The following is an 18,914-nucleotide window of genomic DNA, read 5'->3' on the forward strand; positions in this document are numbered from 1 at the left end:
CACCGCGCCGCTGACCGACGACGGCTTGGCCGCGGGCGGAGCGCGGGCCTGGGCCGAGGAGCCCTTCGAGGCCTTCATGCGACGCCAGCTCGACCGCCTGGCCCCGCACCAGCCCGCCCTGCAGGCACTGGCGGGGGAGGGCGGTCGCTGCGAGCTGGCGGTCGGCCTGTCCGCCGGCGAGAGCTTCGGCTTCGAACTGGGCACCTGGCTGTGCGAAGCGGCGGCGCGGCTGCGCCTGTCGCTGGCCTTCGACATCCATCCCGAGCCCGGCGCAAAGGCCGGCCGCCACGAGCTGCCATGAACGACACCCCGCCCCCCGTCCTGGTCACCGGTGCCGCCGGCTTCATCGGCGCCTACGTCTGCCGCGCGTTGCGCGCGCGCGGCGAGGCCGTCGTCGGCCTGGACAATTTCAACGCCTATTACGACCCCCGGCTCAAGCACGACCGTGTCGCCGCGCTGTGCCCGGACGTGGAGATCCGCGCGCTCGACCTGGGCGATCGCGACGGCCTGGCCGGGCTGTTCGAGGAGTTCGGCTTCGTGCGCGTGGTGAACCTGGCCGCCCAGGCCGGCGTGCGCTACTCGCTCACGCACCCACACGATTACGTCGACAGCAACCTGGCCGGTTTCGTCAACCTGCTGGAGCTGTGCCGCCACCGCCACGTCGAGCACCTGGTGTACGCCAGCTCCTCGTCGGTCTACGGCGATTCGGCGACCCCGCCGTTCTCCGAGGACCAGCGCATCGACAAGCCGCGTTCGCTGTATGCGGCGACCAAGGCGGCCAACGAACTGATGGGCTACACCTACGCCCAGCTCTATGGCCTGCGCGCCACCGGCCTGCGCTTCTTCACCGTCTACGGGCCCTGGGGCCGACCGGACATGGCGCCGCTGCTGTTCTCCCGCGCGGTGCTGGCCGGACGCCCGATCGAGGTGTTCAACAACGGCCGGATGCGTCGCGACTTCACCTGGATCGACGACATCGTCGCCGGCGTGCTGGCCGCGCTCGACCACCCGCCGCCGGCCTGCGTCAACGGCATCCCGCCGCACCGCGTGTTCAACCTGGGCAACCACACCCCGGTCGAGCTGGAGCGCTTCATCGAGGTGATCGAGCAGGCCGCCGGGCGCGAGGCGCGCAAGGTCTACAAGCCGATGCAGCCCGGCGACATGGTCGAGACCATGGCCGACACCGTGCGCGCGCGGGAGGCCCTGGGCTTCGAGCCGCGTACCTCGATCGAGGCCGGCCTGCCGCGGGTCGTCGACTGGTGCCGCGACTACTTCGGCGAACATGCCTGAACGATGCCTGCCGGTGCCGCCGGCGGCACCCCGGCGCCGCTCGGCTTCCCGGTCCCCGGCAGAGTAGGATGAGCGCCAGCCGCGACCGCGGCTTTTCCCGTGCCAACGCCCACGGACAACATCCCCGACCATGACGCCGACCCCTCCTTCGCTTTCCGTCGTCGTGCCCGTGTTCAACGAGCGCGACAACGCCGCCCCGCTGGTCCACGAGATCACCGCCGCCCTGCGCGGCGTGGTGCCCTTCGAGATCATCTACGTCGACGACCATTCGCGAGACGACACCCTCGACGTGCTGCGTGCGCTCAAGGCCGAGGTGCCCGAATTGCGCGTCATCCACCACGCCACCCAGAGCGGCCAGAGCACGGCCGTGCGCAACGGGATCAAGGCCGCGCGCGGCGAGTGGATCGCCACCCTCGACGGCGACGGCCAGAACGACCCGGCCGACATCCCGCGGCTGCTCGCCGAGCGCGACCGCGCCGACCCCGACACGCGCCTGTTCGCCGGCTGGCGGGTCGACCGCCAGGACAGCGGCAGCAAGCGCTGGGCCTCGAAGTGGGCCAATGCCATCCGCGCCCGCATGCTGCGCGACGACACCCCCGACACCGGCTGCGGGATCAAGCTCTTCGAGCGCGCCGCGTTCCTGGAACTGCCGCACTTCGACCACATGCATCGCTACCTGCCCGCGCTGATGCAGCGCGCCGGCTGGAAGACGGTCAGCGTGCCGGTCAACCACCGCCACCGCACCGCCGGCGTGTCCAAGTACAACAACCTCAACCGCGCCTTGGTCGGGATCAGCGACCTGCGCGGCGTGGCCTGGCTGATCAAGCGCGGCAAGGTGACCCGCACCGAGGAGATCTGAGCGCATGGGCGACTTCATGAACCAACCGATCGTCTGGCTCGAGTGGACCGGCCTGTACATGTCGCCCTGGAAACTGATCGGCCTGACCGGCGCGACCATGTTCGGCGGGCGCTGGCTGGTGCAGTTCGTGGCCTCGCGCAAGCACGGCAAGCCGGTGATCCCGCGCCTGTTCTGGTACATGAGCCTGGTCGGCAGCGCGATGACGCTGAGCTATTTCCTGTTCTCGCAGAAGCAGGACGCGGTCGGCGTGATCCAGAACCTGTTCCCGTCCTTCACCGCGGCCTACAGCCTGTACCTGGACATCCGCCACCGCGGCTGGCATCGCGACCGCGCCACGCACTGAGCGCGACGCGCCCGGGCCCGCACAGTCGCCGCGGGCCGGGGATGCGAGAATCGGGGTTCACGCCACCGAGTTCCGATCGCCCATGCGTCCTGCCGCCCTGGCCCTGGCCCTCGCGCCGCTGTGCCTCGCCCTTTCGCTCGCCCCCTGCCTTGCCGGCGCCGCCACGCCGGCGACCGCCAGCGTGGCTCCGGCGCCATCCGCCGCCGACGCCCGCTTCGAGGCCATCCATACCCGCGAATGGGACTGGCGCCAGCGCGAGTCCGGCGGCGCCGACGAGGACAGCGAGGGCGCCGCCGGCAACCGTCGCATGCCCTCGGTCGACGCGGCCAGCCAACGGGCGCGCCTGGCAGTCTGGGAGGACGTGCTGGCGCAACTCGACGCGCTCGACGTCGACAGCCTGTCGGAGGCGAACCGCATCAACCTGGCGGTGTACCGCCCGCAGGTGGAGAACCTCGCCGCCGAGGTCCGCTTGCGGGGCTACGAGATGCCCTTCAATTCCGACTCCTCGTTCTGGTCGAACCTCGGTTTCATGGCGCGCACCCGTTTCGAGGACGTCGACGACGCCGAGGCCTACATCGCCCGCCTGGACGACGTGCCGCGCTATTTCGACGCGCAGATCGCCAACATGCGCGCCGGCCTCGACCGGGGCTTCAGCGTCCCGCGCGCCGTGCTCGACGGCCGCGACGCCTCGATCGCGGCGACCGCCGGCCTGGACGACCCGGAGCAGGCCAACCTCTACGCGCCGTTCCGCCACCTGCCCGCACGCATCCCCGCCGCCGAACAGGCGCGCCTGCGCCAGGCCGCGCGCACGGTCATCCGCGACCGCGTGGTGCCGGCCTTCAGGACCCTGCTGGCCTTCTTCCGCGAGGAATACGTGCCGCGCGCCCGCACCACCCTGGGCGCGTCGCGGATGCCCGGTGGCGAGGCCTGGTACCGGCAGCAGATCCGCCGCTACACCACCCTGGACCTGTCGCCCGACGAAATCCACGCCATCGGCCTGGCCGAAGTGGAGCGGATCCAGGCGCAGATGGACGCGGTCATCGCCCGGACCGGCTTCGAACCGCCGGCCGGGCAGGCCGTGTTCCCCGCCTTCCTGCACTTCCTGCGCACCGATCCGCGCTTCTACGCGACCACCGCGCAGGGCCTGCTCGATCGCGCGGCGTGGATCGCCAAGCGCGTCGACGGCGAGGTCGGCAAGTTCATCGGCACGCTGCCGCGCGGACGCTTCACGATCATCCCGGTGCCCGACGACATCGCCCCGTTCTGGACCGCCGGACGCGGCGGCAAGGGCACCTACTGGGTCAACACCTACGACCTGCCGTCGCGGCCGCTGTACAACCTGCCCGCGCTGACCCTTCACGAAGCCTCGCCCGGCCATGCCCTGCAGGGCGCGCTCGCCGAGGAACAGACCGGGCAGCCCGCGTTCCGGCGCGAGTCCTACATCTCCGCCTACGGCGAGGGCTGGGCCCTGTACACCGAGAAACTCGGCCAGGAGATGGGCATCTACCAGACCCCATACGAAGAATTCGGCCGCCTGACCTACGAGATGTGGCGGGCCTGCCGCCTGGTCATCGACACCGGCGTGCATGCCCAGGGCTGGACCCGCGAACAGGCCCAGGCCTATCTGCGCGACCGCACCGCGCTGAGCGAGCACGAAGTCACCACCGAGGTCGACCGCTACATTTCCTGGCCCGGCCAGGCCCTGAGCTACAAGCTCGGCGAGATCGCCATCGTCAAGCTGCGCGCCGAGGCCGAGCGCGAGCTGGGCGCGGATTTCGACGTGAAGGCCTTCCACGACGCGATCCTGCGCCAGGGCTCGCTGCCGCTGCCGGTGCTGGAGGCCGAGGTGCGGCGCTGGATCGCCGAAACCCGGGTGGCGGCCCGTGCCGACGCCGGAGACAAAGCCGGTTGACCCGCCGTCGGGCGCGCCGCCCCGGGCTTGTGGATAAGTATTGCGTGGCGGCCCCCGGGCAGGCATAATGCCCGGCTCGCTGTGTCCGGCAGGTCGTTTCGACCCCGCCGGGTGGCCCGGAAGCGCGATTCCGCCCACCGCCTGGCAGCGAGGCCGTCCACCCTCCCGTATCGCGCATCGCCCCGGATACCCCGGTCGGCGCTGGGGCCGCCGCCTCCCTGGCCAAGGGAAGCATCATCAAGCGTTTTGCGGATCCGTCCGCGAAAACAAATTACGAGGTGCGTAATGTCCCGAGTGTGCCAAGTCACCGGCAAGCGTACGACGACCGGCAACAACGTCTCGCATGCCATGAACAAGACCCGCCGCCGTTTCATGCCCAACCTGCACGAGCGCCGGTTCTGGGTTGCCAGCGAGAACCGCTGGGTGAAGCTGCGTATTTCCACCAAGGCCCTGCGCACCATCGACAAGAACGGCATCGACGCCGTCCTGGCCGATCTCCGCGCACGCGGCGAAAAGGTCTGAGGAGGACTGAACCATGGCTTCCAAGCGCGACAAGATCCGCCTGATCTCCTCGGCCGGCACCGGCCACTTCTACACCACCGACAAGAACAAGAAGAACACGCCTGCCAAGATGGAGATCAAGAAGTACGATCCCGTCGTCCGCAAGCACGTGATGTACAAGGAAGGCAAGATCAAGTGATGCAACGGCGCGGCTCCGCGTAGCGGAACCGCCCTTGCCAATGCGTCACCCCGGCGAAAGCCGGGATCCAGACGGCCCGCCGCAAGGCGGGCCGTTTGCGTTCCGGGGCATGCGCCCGTTCGACGCGCCGGCGCACGACCCCAGCGCCCAACGCGACTTCCCAGCCGTCATCCCGGCGCACGACGCGACCCCGCCTTTCGCGTCCTGCGTCGCGCGTCCGCCCCGCAGGCGTCCGCGCACCGTGTCCGTTGCGTCCAGGCCCCCGCGTTCTCGTCGACATGAGCGCGTGCCCGGAGGCTGTCATGACCTGTCCGTTGCCCATCCTCGCCCTCCTGCTGCTGGCACCGCTGGCGCATGCAGACGCACCACTGCCTCCCGGCAGTTTCGCCGAGGCCTTCGGCAGCTATGGACCGGGCGGCGACTGCAGCACCGGCCCCCGCATCGTGGTCGCCCCGGATGGGCTGGAGATCACGGTGGATGGGCACACCGATCGCGTGAGCCGCCCGGACGTCAGCTGGACCTACTTCGGGCCCGCCTACGAAGGCATCGCACGTGCGGTGTTTCCCTACACCGGCGGTGAACGCCCCGTGGTGTTCCTGTTCAACGAGGGCGAGGTGCCGCAGACCCTTCGCGTCGATGGCTTCGATCGTGGCTGGAAGGGCGGGCCGCCCTTGTCGCCGCGTCGCCAGGCCCTGGTGGACGGCTCTCCCTACGCCGCCTGCGAATCGTGAACCCCGCGTCGATCGCAGTGGCCCGGGTGCCGGATGCGACGAGCCCCGGCGTGGGGCCGGGGCTCGTAGGGAACGGGCGTGGACGCGCCGGGGTCAGGGCGTGTCCAGCCAGACGGTGTAGCTGCCGCTGCCCGAGTAGGAGACCATCCGCCAGTAGTAGTAGCCGGCGGTGCCGTTGTAGCTGATCGACTCCTCGCTGGTGGCGGTGGTCGACTGCGCGACCTTGCTCCAGGCCGAGCCGCTCCAGCGGTACAGCTCCAGGTCGAAGTCGGTCCCCGCGGGGCCGCGCAACCAGCCCTTCTGCGCGCCCGCGCCGGACTGGTAGTAGCTGCCGTTGGGCTGCACCGCGCTGTTGCCGGTGCCCGACAGCGAGCCGGTATAGGCGGTGCAACCCGTGCACGGCGCGCCGCTGCCACCGCCGGTGGCGTAGTCGGCGACCAGCGACAGCCCGCTGTAGGCGCTGTAGCCGCGCAGCATCACGTGCCAGGTGCCGGCCTGCGGGCTGGCGAAGGTACAGCTCTCGGCATTGCCGCTCCTGTACGGACGGCAGTCGTAGGTGCTGGTCGTCGGGGCCGAGCCGAAGCGGACGTACAGGTCGGCGTCGCCGCTGCCGCCGCTGGTGGTGAAGCCCAGGTTGCTGGCGCCGGCCGGGACGGTGATCGTGTAACGGGTCTCGGCGCCCTGCGCGCCGCTGACGTTCACCGGCACGCCCTTCTGCAGGCTGCCCGGCGTCGGATCCGGATCGGGATCGGTGCCGCCGCCGTCGTCGCCATCGGGGACCTGGTTGTTGAAGTAGCTGGCGACCTGCGGCCAGATGCGCGAGATCTTCGCGCCCTGGTTGTTGCAACCGCCCAGGTGGTGCAGGGCGATGACCTTGTTCGACGCCCGCGAGATCACCGGCGAACCCGAGCTGCCGCCCTCGGTGTCGCAGGTATAGCCGATGTCGCTGCCCGGGCTGCCGCTGGTCCCCGAGCCGTTGGTGGTCTTGATGGTGCAGGCGGCGCTGCCGTCGTTGACGCCCAGTTCCTTCTTGCGCCCGCCCGGGTGCTGGGCGATGAACAGCCCGTCGCCGACGGCAAGCGAGCCGACGTCCAGTCCGAGGTAGCCGAACGAGGCGAGCGAGGCGAAGTCGTTGACGGTGAACAGGGTGTAGTCGAGCGCTTCGTCGGTGCGCAGCATCTGGTTGCCGGTGACCTTGGTCACCGTGGCGGTCGCCGTGTTGGTGCAACTGGCCTGCTGGTAGTTGAACCAGAACTCGGCGCCGCTGACGCCGGCCTGGGTGGAAATGCAGTGGTTGTTGGTGAACAGCCGGTTGTCCGGGCCCACGCGCCACACCGTGCAGAGGCTGCCGCCGCTGCTGAGCATGCGGCCGACCGGGCGCGAGCGGTCATGGGCGTCCGGGTCGCTGTCGACATAGCAGGCGACCGGGCGCTTGTCGTCGCTGCCGCAGATCGACGTCGCGCCGACGTCGCCGCTGGTCGACAACAGGCCCTCGCTCTGCAGTTCAGGCAGCATCTCCTCGGGGTAGCCCTCCAGGTAGCTGGAGATGTCCACGCTGTGGCGGCTCGACCAGGGCTCGGTCGCCTCGCCGACGAGGCGCAGCACTGCGGTGGGGCCGCTGATCGACATCGCCGAGAAGCTGCTGATCCCGTTCTGGCCCATGTCGGGGTCGACGGTGTGCGCGTCCAACTGGCCCTGGCGGTACTGGTAGACCTCGGTCCGCTCGGGATTGGAGACCTCGAGCACGACGCCGGCCGGCAACTCGAAGTGGTCGAAGTGGACCTTGATGAAACTGGCATCGGGCGTGGTGATCGTCGTGGCGCTCGGTGAGCCGCCGTCGGACGCGGTGCCGGAGCGGCCGCGCAGGATGATGCGCGAGCGGCGCGGCACGCCGACCACGATGGGGGCGGGTCGCGGCGTGGTGGTGATCACCGCGTCCTGGGCATGGGCCGTCGGGGCAGGGCCCATCAGGGCCAGCGCCAGGGCGCTGGTGGCGGCCGCACCCAGGCCGGTCCCGGCGAGGACGCGGACCCCGCGGCGGGGTGAAGCAACAGGCATGTCGTTCGACTTCATCATGTCTCTCCCTTTTCATAATGAAGGTGGCGGATCGGCCACCTGACGCATCGCATGCGCGGTCTGCGGTCCAACGGCAGGGGATGCGTGGTTGGGCCCCGAAGGGCATGCCGGGCTCCGCCCGGTCCGGGCGCAACGCTGGCGCTGGGGCGGGGCAAGGCCGCCCCAGCGACGAGGCCCCGACCTCCATCAGTTACCGCGGACACCATCACGGGTCAAATCAAATAATTCTTGGCGCTGGAAAATGTGATTGATTTCACAAGGTTACGTGGCGCCCGCCCGGATCGCCGGCTGGGCGATCCGCCTGTTCAGCGGCCCGCCTCAAGGGCCAGCCAGCACAGGGCCGCGGTCGTAGCGTCGCCCAGTGCGGTATGGCGGCCCAGCTGCGGGATGCCCAGGGCGGTGGCGAGCGCCTCGAAGCCGGTCTCGTCGACAGCCGCCTCGGGGGCGCGGTGACGGTGCCGGGCGCGGTAACGGGCCGCGATGTCGATACGGCGATTGGGCAGCGCGAACCCGGTGATCCCGGGAACCACGCCATCGAGCATGGCGACGTCGAAGCCGATCCGGTAGCCGACCAGCGGTCGCGGCCCGAGCCAGTCCAGCAGGCTCGCGACCGCGTCCTGCAGGGCCAGGCCGCCGGCGAGGTCCTGCGGGCGCAGCCGATGGTGGCGCAGCGCATCCAGGTCGGGTGGCGATGCGCCGGCCGCGGGCCTGACGATCGCCTCGAAGCGCTGCGACAGGCAGACCCGGTCGCCGACGATCGGCACCGCCGCGATCGACAGGATGCGGTCGCGGCCCGGGTCAAGACCGCTGGTCTCCAGGTCAAGCGACACCCATTGGCCGCCCGGCGGCGCGGCGAGCAGGGCCCCCCAGGGCCCGGTCCCGTGCAGGCGCCGGTCGCGCCAGCGTCGCCAGGCCGGCCACATCATCCGGCCCGCAACTGGAAACTGTCGCGCAGGTGGTCCTTGAAGGCGTTCACCACCCGCAGGGCATCGCGCAACAGCTCGCGGTCCAGGCGCCGGAGGCGGGCGGGGTCGACGCGGTTGTCGGCGTCGCGGCCGTCGGCCAGGGCCTGCAACTGCGCGCCCAGGCGCATGCGCATCATCACCGCCAGCGCCTGCGGCACGTCGCGCCCCAGCTCGGACGACAGCGCGCCCGCCTGCATCAGCGCGGCGCAGCGGTCGAAGCTGTTGTGCCGCGACACGCCGTGGCGCAGGGCCAGCACGCGGATGCCGTGGACGAGCGGGAAGATCCCGCCCTTCTTCAGGTCGATCCCCTCGGCGGACCCGCGCATGCGACCGAACAGGGTCAGCGGCGTCGAGAAGGCGAGGGTGCTGCGTGCCAGCTCGCGGAGCAGGATCTCATCGCGGCCGAGCGCGCGCATCGCCGCGCCGACCGGCTCGAACAGCGCCGGATTGCCGGCCACGGGGCGGGCGTCCAGGGCGATCGAGAGCGCCATCGCGCTCTCGGGGTCGCGATCGTGGCGCCAGTGCTCGATCCGGTCACGCCAGCCGTCGACGCTGAGCCGCCAGGCGGGATTGCGCACCATCACGCCGCCGGGGCAGGGGGGGTAGCCGATGTCGGCCAGTGCATCGCCGAAGCGCTGCATGGCGTCGGCCAGTCCGTCCCACTCGAAGCCGTCTTCCAGCACCAGGGCGTTGTCCTGGTCGGTCTTGAGGATCTGCTCGCGGCGGCCCTCGCTGCCGAGTGCGAGCAGGCAGGCGCGATCGCGCAGTGCCGCCGGCACCACGGCATCGAAGACGTGCCCCAGGATGCGGCCGTTGAGCGCGGAGACCAGCTCCATGAGGTAACTCATGCGCGCGCCCTGTGCGTGGAGGTGGCGCACGAGGGTGGTCATTTCGCGCGCGGCGGCGCTGACGTCGTCCAGCGTGGCCGCGCGCTCCAGCCGCAGGCTGATCAGGTGAGAGTGGCTGGCGTAGTGCGCCAGCACTTCGGCCATGCCCAGGGTGCCGAGCACGCCCTCGGCGTCGTCGTCGACGAGCACGCGTTCGATGTGGTGCTCGGTCATCGTCACCAGCGCCTGGAACAGCACGTCGTTGGCGCGCACCGCGATCACCGGGCGCCGCGCCAGCGGGCCGACCGCGGCGTCGGGCGGTCGCGCGTCCAGCGCCAGCGCGTCGAGCAGGTCGGTGCGGGTGACGATGCCCAGCGGATCGGCATCGGCCTCGCGACGGCCCTCGACCAGGAGGCAGTCGACGCGGGCCTCGCGCATGCGCGAGGCGGCCTCGCGGATCGGCGTCGCGGCGGCGATCCGCACCGCGGGCGCCAGCTGCGCGTCGCGCACGCGGGTGAGCATCAGCTCCGACAACTCGGACGGCTGCTGGTCGCCGGCGGCGATGCGCCGCTTCAACGACAGCCCTTCGTGGAAGAAGGCCGCGAAGGCCGGATTGTCGGCCAGCAGCTGCCGGAACACCCCGGCCGGCACCAGGAAGTCGAGCACGTCCTCCTCGGCCACGTAGCGATGCCGGGCGCGGCCGGCGATCACCGCCCAGGCACCGAACAGGTCGCCGGGGCCGAAGTCGGCGAACAGCGTGGCCCCCTCGCTGCGCTCGTCCCAGGCGCGCACCACGCCCTTCAGGATCACGTGCACGTGGGGAGAGTCGCTGCCGGCGGTCAGGATGGTGGTGCCGGCCGGATGGAAGCCCATGTCCACCGCCGCGCGCAGGCGCGCCTGCTGGCCGGCGTCGAGCAGGTCGAAGGGAGGCTGGCTCAGGTCGAGGCCGGGCACGCTGTCCATGGCCTGCAGCCTGCCACTTCGGAGGCTCGCCTGCATGCCCGACTTTCGACGGGGCCCGGATGCAAGAACGCCCCGGCAGGGGCCGGGGCGTCGAAATGACCGGAATCCGGTCAACCGGGTCAGTCCAGGCCCGGGAAAATGCGTATCTACTGCTTGGAAGACGACATGGGAAGCCGTATCAGAACGTAATGCTCCAGCTGTTGATGTAGCCGGTATCGTTGGTGTAATTGTCGTTGACGCGCAGCTTCCAGGTGCCGTTGATGGCTTCGCTGGACAGGTTCAGGTTGACGTAGCCGATCACGTTGTCGGCGCTGCCGCCGCTGCGGTTGTGGATGTTGTAGACGCTGCCGTCCGGGGCCACCACGTCGACCTTGAGGTCGCCCTTGTAGGTGTGGCGGATGTCCACGTCCACGCGGGTGCTGGACGGCGCGTTGCCGCTGCGACCGGACACGCTGATCGGGCTCTCGACCGTGGCGTTGTCGTTGATCGTGTAGTCGGCGGTGTTGCTGTAGGTCTGCGGGGTGTTGCCACCGCCGCCGCTGCCGGCGCTGTAACTGGCCACCAGGCTGGCGCCCGAGAAGGTCGAATAGGCCTTCACCCGCACATGGTAGGTACCGGCCTGCGGGCTGGCGAAGCTGCAGGTCTCGGCATTGCCGCTCTTGTACGGCCGGCAGTCGTAGCTGCTGTCGGTCGGGGCGCTGCCGCGCTTGACGTACAGGTCGGCGTCGCCGCTGCCGCCGGAGAGCGCGAAGTTCAGGTTGGAGGCGCCGGTCGGGACCTGCAGGGTGAAGGTCAGGTCATTGCCGGTGCTCGCGCCGAGTCCGGTCCTGGCCACGCCATTCTGCAGTTCGTTGCCCGGGGTCGGATCGGGATCCGGGTCCGGGTCCGGCGTGCCGCCCGCGGCGGCCTGGACCGCGGCCAGCGCGTCGACGATGCCGTCGCCGATGTCGCGATCGGTGCTGGCCGGGAAGGGGCGCAGGGTGTCCTTGAGAAGGGTCTCGACCTGGGCCGGCGACAACGAACCGCCCGCCGCCGACTGCATCAGGGCGACGACGCCGGCCACGTGCGGGGCGGCCATCGAGGTGCCGGACATCAGCGCATAGCTCTCGGTGGTCGGGGTGGTGCTGCCGGCATTCACGGTCGAGGCGATGTCGCTGCCCGGGGCGGCCACGTCGATCATGGCGCCATAGTTCGAGAAGCTCGAACGCGCGCCGGTGCGGGTGGTGGAGGCCACGCTGACGACGTTGCTGCAGTTGCCCGGGTTGTAGTTGCTGACGTTGGCGTTGTCGTTGCCGGCCGCGACGACCACCGTGGTGCCGCGGCTGACGGCGCCGTTGATGGCGTTCTGGTAGGTCGCCGAGCAGGCGCCGGCGCCGCCCAGGCTCATGTTGATGACCTCGGCCGGGTTGGCATTGGCCGGCACGCCGCTGACGCTGCCACCCGAGGCCCAGACGATGCCGTCGGCGATGTCCGACAGGTAGCCGCCGCCGGTGCCGAGCACGCGCACCGGCACGATCCTGGCGCCGTGGGCCACGCCCGCCACGCCCTGGTTGTTGTTCGTCACCGCCGCGATCGTGCCGGCCACGTGGGTGCCGTGCCAGCTGGAGCTGTTGCCGCCCTCGTAGTCGCCCGGGTCGCTGGGGTCGCTGTCGCGTCCGTTGCCGTCGCCGGAGATCCCGGTGTCGCTGATGAAGTCGTAGCCCGGCAGCACGTTGGCGTTGAGGTCGCTGTGACTGGTGATGCCGGTGTCGATCACCGCCACGACCACGCCGTCGCCGTCGCTCAGCTCCCAGGCCTGGTCGGCCTTGATGCCGCCGGCGGCCTCGAAGTAATGCCACTGGTAGCTGGCGTAATAGGTGTCGTTCGGCGTCGCCGTCGGGTACATCAGCTGGTCGACCTCGACGTACTCGACGTCCGGGTCGGCGGCCAGGCGCTGCATGAGGTCGGCCGCGTCCTGGCGGCTGAGGCGCTTCTGCGTGCGCAGCACGTCGGCGCCGGTGGCCATGTGGCGCAGCCGGGTCAGGCCCAGGGCCCGGCCGTGCAGGGTGGCGGCGGCCGCGCGGTCCAGGGAGCGCCCCATCGCGGTGGCGCTGGCGCGCTGGGCGCTGCCTTCCTTGTACTTGATGATGAAGCGGTCGTGGGTCTCGCCCGACTGCAGGCTGGACAGGTTGACCATGCCATCCCCGGCCGCGAACACGGGCGCGGCAAGCAGGGTGGTGATGACGGCCGCGGTCGCGGCGGCGAGGGCATGCGTGCGCATGCCGCGGTTCGAACGTGTCTGCATCTGTTTCCCCGATGGTGGTCCGGGGCCAGGCGGCGCCGGACGAAAAACTGGAACCGGATCAATCGATGGCGTTACGACAACGGCGATGCCACTCCCCCTGTGGCCGGCATCTCGCCATCACATCTCCCTGCATGAGGTTGACCGCGGGCAGCGGCGATCCTGCCGCCACCCGCGATCGGAGATCCATTCCCGAAGAGTCCTTGGCCACCACGTCCATGACAGTGGTAAGTGATTCGCAACACTGGGCCTGATGCATGGGTCAGGCGATTCATGTGTCGACGAGCCGAGGACAGGTGTACGCCGAGTGAGGGTCTGGAGACCTCTTTGTTTTCCTCAAAAACTTCTAAAATCGAGGTCATTTCGTGATTGAAGTCACCGAATCCCCTTCATGAACAGGGATTTGCGTGAAAATCGATCCCAAGTGCGTGTCCGCACCGCTTCCCATTCGGCGTGGCGGACGAAGGCGTGCCGGCCAGGGCCGGGACGCCGCCGCGCAGGTGTCCCGACCCCGGGCCTCGTGCCGCCCCGGCCGTGCGGCGGGCCATTCAGGGGGCGCAACCTGCCGGTGCCGGTCTACACTCGACGCCTTCGCATGGGGGTGGGCCGCCTTTGATCCCGGGTTGGGTGCTGCTGCTGGTCTCGCTGGGCTACGTCGCGCTGCTGTTCGGCGTGGCCCATGTCGGCGACCGCCCGAATACCTTGATGACGCGCCATCGCTGGTTGCGTCCGACGGTCTATTCGCTGGCGCTGGCGGTCTACTGCTCGTCGTGGACCTTCTACGGTGCGGTCGGCACGGCCGCGCGGACAGGCATGGGCTTCCTGCCGATCTATTTGGGGCCCCTGCTGCTGCTGTTCTTCGGCTGGCGGATCCTCGAGCGCCTGGTGCTGATCTCCGGCGAGCACCGCATCGTATCGATCGCCGACTTCCTGTCCTCGCGCTACGGCCGCGCGCCCGGTCTGGCGGCGCTGGTGGCGATCCTGGCCCTGGTCGCGGCGGTGCCCTACGTCGCCCTGCAGTTCAAGGCGGTGGCGATGAGCGTGGACGTGCTGGCCGGAATCCCGGCCAATGCGCCGCCCCTGTCCGATCCCGCCTTCTACACCGCGATCCTGCTGGCCGCCTTCTCGATCCTGTTCGGCACCCGACAGATCGACGCCACCGAACACCACCGGGGCATGGTGCTGGCGGTCGCGCTGGAATCGGTGGTGAAGCTGGTCGCCTTCGTGGCCATCGGCGTGTTCGCGATGGCCCACCTGCCGGGCACCGGCCACCTCGGCCAGCGCGTCGTGCAGGCGGCCGACGTCGTGTTCGCCCCGGGCTTGCCCACCGGCTTCGTCGCCCAGACCCTGCTCGCGTTCACCGCGATCCTGTGCCTGCCGCGCCAGTTCCACATGGCGGTGGTCGAGTGCCAGAACCTTGCCGATGTACGTACCGCGCGCTGGATGTTCGGTGGCTACCTGGCCGTGATCAGCGTGCTGGTCGTACCGATCACCCTGGCCGGGCAGGCGGTGCTGTCGGGCAGTGCGGTCTCGCCCGACAGCTACGTGCTGGCGCTTCCGCTGGCGCTGGACCAGGACATGCTGGCCATGTTCGTCTACGTCGGTGGCTTCTCGGCGGCGACCGGCATGGTGATCGTCGCCAGCGTCGCCCTGGCCACGATGGTCAGCAACGACCTGGTCATGCCGCTGCTGCTGCGCGCGGGCCACCTGCACCAGACGCCGGCGATCGATCGCCAGGTGCTGTGGGTGCGCCGGATCACCATCGTCATGCTGGCGATGCTCGCCTACGCCTACCATCGCGGCGACCTGCTGCGCGACGGCAGCGACGCCGGGGGCCTGGCCCAGCACGGCCTGCTGGCCTTCGCCGCGGTCGCCCAGTTCGCACCGGCCCTGATCGGCGGCCTGTACTGGCGGGGCGCCAGCCGGGTGGGCGCGTTCAGCGGCCTGCTCGCCGGTGCCGTCGTCTGGTTCTACACCCTGCTGCTGCCGCTGCTGGCGGGCGGCGGCTGGTTCGGGGGCAACGCCTGGGCCAGGGACTGGATCGAACGCGGGCCCTACGGCCTGGCCTGGTTGCGGCCGCAGCAGCTGTTCGGCCTGCAGGGCTGGGATCCGCTGACCCACGGCGTGTTCTGGTCGCTGCTGTTCAACGTCGGCGTGTTCGTCTTCATGTCGATGCGGCAACGCCCGCGCCTGCAGGAGCAACTGCTGGCCACGACCTTCCTGGACCCCTACGCGCAGCGGCCGGCGCTCGGGCCTGGCGGCTGGGCCGGCAATGTCCGCGCGGGCGAGCTGCTGGCGCTGGCCGAGCGCATCGTCGGCGAGCGCCATGCGCGCCGCGCCTTCGAAAGCCACTGCGAGCAGCAGGGCCGGCCGTGGCTGCCCTCGCAGCCGGCCGACCGCGCGCTGGCCCAGTTCACCGAGCGCCTGCTGGCCTCGGCGATCGGTGCCGCCTCCGCGCGCCTGACCCTGACCAGCGCCCTGCGCGGCTCGGGGATGGAGCTGGGCGAAGTGGTGGCCCTGCTCGACGAGGCCAACCAGGAACTCCGATTCAACCGGCAGATCATGTCCACGACCCTGGAGAACATCAGCCAGGGCGTCAGCGTGGTCGACGCCGAACTGCGCCTGGTCGCCTGGAACCGGCAGTACCAGGAGCTCTACGACTATCCCGACGGCATGCTTTACGTCGGCCGCCCGGTGCACGAACTGCTGCGCTGGAACGCCGAGCGCGGCGAGATGGGCGAGGGCGACATCGACGAACAGGTACGACGGCGGCTGGAGCACCTGCGCGCCGGCCAGGCCTACGTCTATGAGCGGCTGCGCGACAACGGCCAGGTCGTCGAGGTGCGCGGCCGGCCGCTCCCCGGCGGTGGCTATGTCACCAGCTACAGCGACATCACCGACTACAAGCGCGCCGAACAGGCCCTGCGCGAGGTCAACGAGACCCTGGAGCAGCGCGTCGAGTTGCGCACGCGCGAGGCCGAGGCCGCCCAGCAGTCCAAGACCCGCTTCCTGGCCGCGGTCAGCCACGACGTGCTGCAGCCGCTCAACGCCGCGCGCCTGTTCACCACGGCACTGCGCGACAGCACCGACAGCGCCGAGCAGACGCGCCTGGCCGAGCGCGTCGACGCGGCCCTGCGCGCGGCGGAGGACCTGCTCGACGGCCTGCTCGACATCTCGCGCCTGGACGCGGGCGCGCTGCGTCCGGAGATCGTCGACTTCGACGTCAACGAGCTGTTGCGCGAACTGGTGGCCCAGTACGCGCCGGTCGCCGCCAACCATCGCCTCGAGCTGCGCGTGCGCGCCCCGCAGCGCCCGCGGCCGGTGCGCAGCGACCGCCGGCTGCTGCGCCGCGCGCTGCAGAACTTCCTCGCCAACGCCTTGCGCTACACCCGCGACGGCGGCGTGCTGATCGCCGCCCGCGTGCGCGATGGCGCGGTCGAGCTGCAGGTGTGGGACACCGGTCCGGGCATCTCGGAACACCACCTGTCGCAGATCTTCGATGAGTTCCGTCGCTTCGACGCGCCCACCGACGGCGCCGAGCGTGGCCTCGGCCTGGGCCTGTCGATCTGCCAGCGCATCGCGCGCACGCTCAACCACCCCCTTCGGGTGCGCTCACGCGTCGGCGCGGGCAGCGTCTTCTCGATCACCGTCCCCTTCGGCCAGGGCCTGGGCACGCCGCGCGCGCCGAGCGCGCGCTCGCTCGGCGACACCGACACCCTGGCGGGCCTGCGCGTGCTGTGCGTCGACAACGACCGCGAGATCCTCGACGGCATGCGCACCCTGCTGCAGCGCTGGGGCGCGGTGGTGCTCACCGCGACCGACACCGACGAGGCATTGGCGGCCGCGGCCATGGACGTGCCGCCCGACGTCGCACTGGTGGACTATCACCTGCACGATCGCCTGGACGGGCTGGGGGTGATCGATGCCTTGCGCGCGCGCCTGGGCAGCGGCTTCCCGGCGGCGCTGTTGACCGGCGACGGCAGCGACGCACTCAAGCACGCGGCCCGCGAACACGGCTGCCGCGTGCTTACCAAGCCGGTCAAGCCGGCATCGATGCGGGCCTTCCTCGCTGCCCAGCGGCAGTCCAGGCGGGCCTGAGCGCCCTTCGGGCCGTGGCGCGGGGCGCGGCTCAGGCCGAGGTCTGTCCCCGGTGCAGCACCGTGACGGGGGCAGGCTCGACGTGGGTCAGGATGGTGTCGCGACCATCGGCCTTCGCGCGATACATGGCCGCGTCGGCATGGGCGAACATGCGCTCGAACGTCGGCCCCGACCGCAAGGAGGTGGTGCAGCCGAAACTGGCGGTGATCGGCCGGTCGTGGCCGATCGCGGCCGTGTCGATCCTGGCCAGCTGCTCGCGGCAGCTCTGGGCGATGCGTTGCGCCGCGGCAAGGTCGGCACCACAGGACATGATGGCGAATTCTTCGCCGCCCAGCCGGCCGCAAACGTCGCCCTCGCGGCAGGCCGCGCGGCAGGCCCTGGCGACCTGGCCGAGCAGCCAGTCGCCGGCGGCATGCCCGTGGCGGTCATTGATGTGCTTGAAGTTGTCCAGGTCCAGCAGGACCAGCGCCATCTCCTGGCCGGAGGCGGTACAACGCGACAGCATCACGTCGGCACGTTCGCGGAAGTGGCGCCGGTTGCTGAGTCCGGTCAGGCCGTCGGTCTGCGCCAGCGCCCGCAACTGCCCCTGCATGCGTCGGGTCCGGTATGCCCAGAAGCCGATCATCGCCGCCAGCATCAGCAGGAGCAGGATCACCAGGCGATCGACTTGCGAGGATTTCTTCGCCACCTCCTGTTCCAGCGTGAGCACTTCGTTCTGCTTGCTCAGCAGGTCGATGGCGTGGTCGCGTTGCTGCAGCTCGTGGCGGCTCAGCTGGAACGCGAACTCCCTGGCCTTGACCTCGTCCAGCCGCGCCTTGTCGGCCTCGGCGTATTGCCGGTAGGCGCCGAGGGCCGCGCCCAGGTCGCCGCGCTCGAGCGCCGTCTCGTAGAGCACCCTGTGCGCAGTGACGAGCGGGAGCGAATAGGCATCCTTGACGCCCAGCGCCAGCACCGCCCGGGCATGTCGCTCGGCCGCCGAAGGATCGCCGGTCGCCTGGCGGTACTCCGCCAGCAGGCTGTGGATCTCGCCCACGAGCCGGGGATAGCCGGTGGCCTCGACTTCCTTGAGGTGGGACTCGAGCAGCTCCACCGCCTCGCCCTCCCTGCCCGCCGCCGCCCATTGCCGCGCGAGCTGGCCGCGAAGGAAGCCGGTGGCGATCGCGTCCTGCTGTGCGATGCAGTCGGCGATCGCCTGGGACGTGGCCAGCTCGTTGCCGGCACCGGAGCCCAGCTTCCACTCGGCCTCGATCTTTTTCAAGCGGGCGGGACAGCGGATGCGGGGCGAGGTCTCCAGCGCGAGCAGCTGCTCGGCGTACTGCAGGGACAGCGAGTGCTGGCCGTACTCGGTGTACAGGATCGCGGCGACCAGAAAGCCCAGGTGCCGGTCGTTGGCGTCGGGCACCTGGTCCTGCATCGCCAGCGCGATTTCCAGGTAGCGCAGGCCGAGCGAGAACTCCCGCGTCACCGCGGCCGTATTGGCCGCCAGCAACGCTGCGCGGAACTTCAAGGTCGGGTCCTTGCCTTCCTGGTGGAGGGCGATCGCGTCCTTGATCGCGATTTCGTAGTTGCCGGTCAGCGCCTTCTGGTAGGTCCTCAGCAGGCGGATGCGCAGCGTCTGCGCTTCCGTGGCCTGCGCCTCCAGCGCGTCCAGCTCCGAGAGCGCGGCGGCGAAGGCCTGCGGGTCGCTCGTGCGGAGGGCATCGGCGCGCTGCAATGCGTCCTCGATGCCGGCCCGCGCAGGCATGGCCAATGCGAGGATCCCGAGGAGCATCATGGCCCGCGCTGCGTTGATCGCCTTGCACGTCATGGTCGAATCCTCGTTCCGTCCCTAGTGGTCCTGCCCCGTGACCGCCCCCGCGTGGCGGAGGC

General features: G+C 70.4%; 14 protein-coding genes and 1 pseudogene. 9 read left to right on the forward strand and 6 right to left on the reverse strand.

Features of this window, described 5'->3' with window-relative positions; genetic code table 11:
* From FKV25_RS16250 to FKV25_RS10160, 8 genes are all read left to right on the forward strand, one after another.
* Window positions 1-301: hypothetical protein (locus FKV25_RS16250; RefSeq protein WP_211345411.1), on the forward strand; the 301-nt coding region annotated here is incomplete at its 5' end.
* Window positions 298-1,290, forward strand: coding sequence for an NAD-dependent epimerase/dehydratase family protein (locus tag FKV25_RS10130; RefSeq protein WP_141518685.1), 993 nt, complete (start codon window positions 298-300; stop codon window positions 1,288-1,290). The genes FKV25_RS16250 and FKV25_RS10130, both read left to right, overlap by 4 nt.
* A 130-nt stretch (window positions 1,291-1,420) precedes the next feature.
* Window positions 1,421-2,149, forward strand: a complete 729-nt coding sequence (locus FKV25_RS10135) for a glycosyltransferase family 2 protein (RefSeq protein ID WP_141518686.1) — start codon at window positions 1,421-1,423, stop codon at window positions 2,147-2,149.
* A 4-nt stretch (window positions 2,150-2,153) separates the two neighbouring features.
* The gene (locus tag FKV25_RS10140) at window positions 2,154-2,492 is read left to right on the forward strand and encodes a lipid-A-disaccharide synthase N-terminal domain-containing protein (RefSeq protein WP_141518687.1); all 339 of its coding nucleotides are present in this window, start codon (window positions 2,154-2,156) and stop codon (window positions 2,490-2,492) included.
* Window positions 2,493-2,574: 82 nt separating this feature from the next.
* Entirely contained in the window at window positions 2,575-4,404 is a 1,830-nt protein-coding gene (locus FKV25_RS10145) for a DUF885 domain-containing protein (protein WP_141518688.1), read from the forward strand.
* A 285-nt stretch (window positions 4,405-4,689) separates the two neighbouring features.
* Entirely contained in the window at window positions 4,690-4,926 is a 237-nt protein-coding gene (rpmB, locus tag FKV25_RS10150) for a 50S ribosomal protein L28 (RefSeq protein ID WP_141518689.1), read from the forward strand.
* 13 nt (window positions 4,927-4,939) lie between these two features.
* Window positions 4,940-5,104, forward strand: coding sequence for a 50S ribosomal protein L33 (rpmG, locus tag FKV25_RS10155; RefSeq protein WP_141518690.1), 165 nt, complete (start codon window positions 4,940-4,942; stop codon window positions 5,102-5,104).
* Window positions 5,105-5,406: 302 nt separating this feature from the next.
* Window positions 5,407-5,835: a hypothetical protein gene (locus FKV25_RS10160; protein ID WP_141518691.1), complete on the forward strand. Its 429-nt coding sequence runs from the start codon at window positions 5,407-5,409 to the stop codon at window positions 5,833-5,835.
* 93 nt (window positions 5,836-5,928) lie between these two features.
* Here the strand turns inward: FKV25_RS10160 and FKV25_RS16495 are convergent, their stop codons facing one another.
* The 5 genes and pseudogenes from FKV25_RS16495 to FKV25_RS10180 all read right to left on the reverse strand — a co-directional run.
* Window positions 5,929-7,908 (reverse strand): serine protease, encoded by a 1,980-nt coding sequence (locus tag FKV25_RS16495; protein WP_246072046.1) that lies wholly within the window; start codon window positions 7,906-7,908, stop codon window positions 5,929-5,931.
* A gap of 308 nt (window positions 7,909-8,216) precedes the next feature.
* Window positions 8,217-8,837 (reverse strand): exonuclease domain-containing protein, encoded by a 621-nt coding sequence (locus tag FKV25_RS10170; protein ID WP_141518692.1) that lies wholly within the window; start codon window positions 8,835-8,837, stop codon window positions 8,217-8,219.
* Window positions 8,834-10,666, reverse strand: coding sequence for a putative nucleotidyltransferase substrate binding domain-containing protein (locus FKV25_RS10175; RefSeq protein ID WP_170218609.1), 1,833 nt, complete (start codon window positions 10,664-10,666; stop codon window positions 8,834-8,836). Before FKV25_RS10175 ends, FKV25_RS10170 begins: the two co-directional genes overlap by 4 nt.
* Window positions 10,667-10,844: 178 nt before the next feature.
* Window positions 10,845-11,228 (reverse strand): proprotein convertase P-domain-containing protein, encoded by a 384-nt coding sequence (locus FKV25_RS16500; protein WP_246072048.1) that lies wholly within the window; start codon window positions 11,226-11,228, stop codon window positions 10,845-10,847.
* Window positions 11,217-12,950, reverse strand: a pseudogene (locus FKV25_RS10180) (S8 family peptidase); the annotation flags it as partial. The pseudogene FKV25_RS10180 and the gene FKV25_RS16500, both read right to left, overlap by 12 nt.
* A 609-nt stretch (window positions 12,951-13,559) precedes the next feature.
* Between FKV25_RS10180 and FKV25_RS10185 the strand changes: the two are divergent.
* Window positions 13,560-17,045, forward strand: coding sequence for a hybrid sensor histidine kinase/response regulator (locus tag FKV25_RS10185; RefSeq protein WP_141518695.1), 3,486 nt, complete (start codon window positions 13,560-13,562; stop codon window positions 17,043-17,045).
* A gap of 31 nt (window positions 17,046-17,076) precedes the next feature.
* Here the strand turns inward: FKV25_RS10185 and FKV25_RS10190 are convergent, their stop codons facing one another.
* A complete protein-coding gene (locus FKV25_RS10190) occupies window positions 17,077-18,852 on the reverse strand; it encodes a GGDEF domain-containing protein (RefSeq protein WP_141518696.1) in 1,776 nt (591 codons plus the stop codon).
* Window positions 18,853-18,914: the final 62 nt, after the last annotated feature.

Origin of the sequence: Marilutibacter aestuarii (genome assembly GCF_006546775.1) — a bacterium.
In the GTDB taxonomy this organism is placed as follows: domain Bacteria; phylum Pseudomonadota; class Gammaproteobacteria; order Xanthomonadales; family Xanthomonadaceae; genus Marilutibacter; species Marilutibacter aestuarii.

What these genes read in the sequence shown, in the direction of transcription:
- FKV25_RS10130 (WP_141518685.1), top strand. Translation starts at nt 298, where the DNA reads ATGAACGACACCCCGCCCCCCGTCCTGGTCACCGGTGCCGCCGGCTTC.
- FKV25_RS10135 (WP_141518686.1), top strand. Translation starts at nt 1,421, where the DNA reads ATGACGCCGACCCCTCCTTCGCTTTCCGTCGTCGTGCCCGTGTTCAAC.
- FKV25_RS10140 (WP_141518687.1), top strand. Translation starts at nt 2,154, where the DNA reads ATGGGCGACTTCATGAACCAACCGATCGTCTGGCTCGAGTGGACCGGC.
- FKV25_RS10145 (WP_141518688.1), top strand. Translation starts at nt 2,575, where the DNA reads ATGCGTCCTGCCGCCCTGGCCCTGGCCCTCGCGCCGCTGTGCCTCGCC.
- rpmB (WP_141518689.1), top strand. Translation starts at nt 4,690, where the DNA reads ATGTCCCGAGTGTGCCAAGTCACCGGCAAGCGTACGACGACCGGCAAC.
- rpmG (WP_141518690.1), top strand. Translation starts at nt 4,940, where the DNA reads ATGGCTTCCAAGCGCGACAAGATCCGCCTGATCTCCTCGGCCGGCACC.
- FKV25_RS10160 (WP_141518691.1), top strand. Translation starts at nt 5,407, where the DNA reads ATGACCTGTCCGTTGCCCATCCTCGCCCTCCTGCTGCTGGCACCGCTG.
- FKV25_RS16495 (WP_246072046.1), bottom strand. Translation starts at nt 7,908, where the DNA reads ATGAAGTCGAACGACATGCCTGTTGCTTCACCCCGCCGCGGGGTCCGC.
- FKV25_RS10170 (WP_141518692.1), bottom strand. Translation starts at nt 8,837, where the DNA reads ATGATGTGGCCGGCCTGGCGACGCTGGCGCGACCGGCGCCTGCACGGG.
- FKV25_RS10175 (WP_170218609.1), bottom strand. Translation starts at nt 10,666, where the DNA reads ATGGACAGCGTGCCCGGCCTCGACCTGAGCCAGCCTCCCTTCGACCTG.
- FKV25_RS10190 (WP_141518696.1), bottom strand. Translation starts at nt 18,852, where the DNA reads ATGACGTGCAAGGCGATCAACGCAGCGCGGGCCATGATGCTCCTCGGG.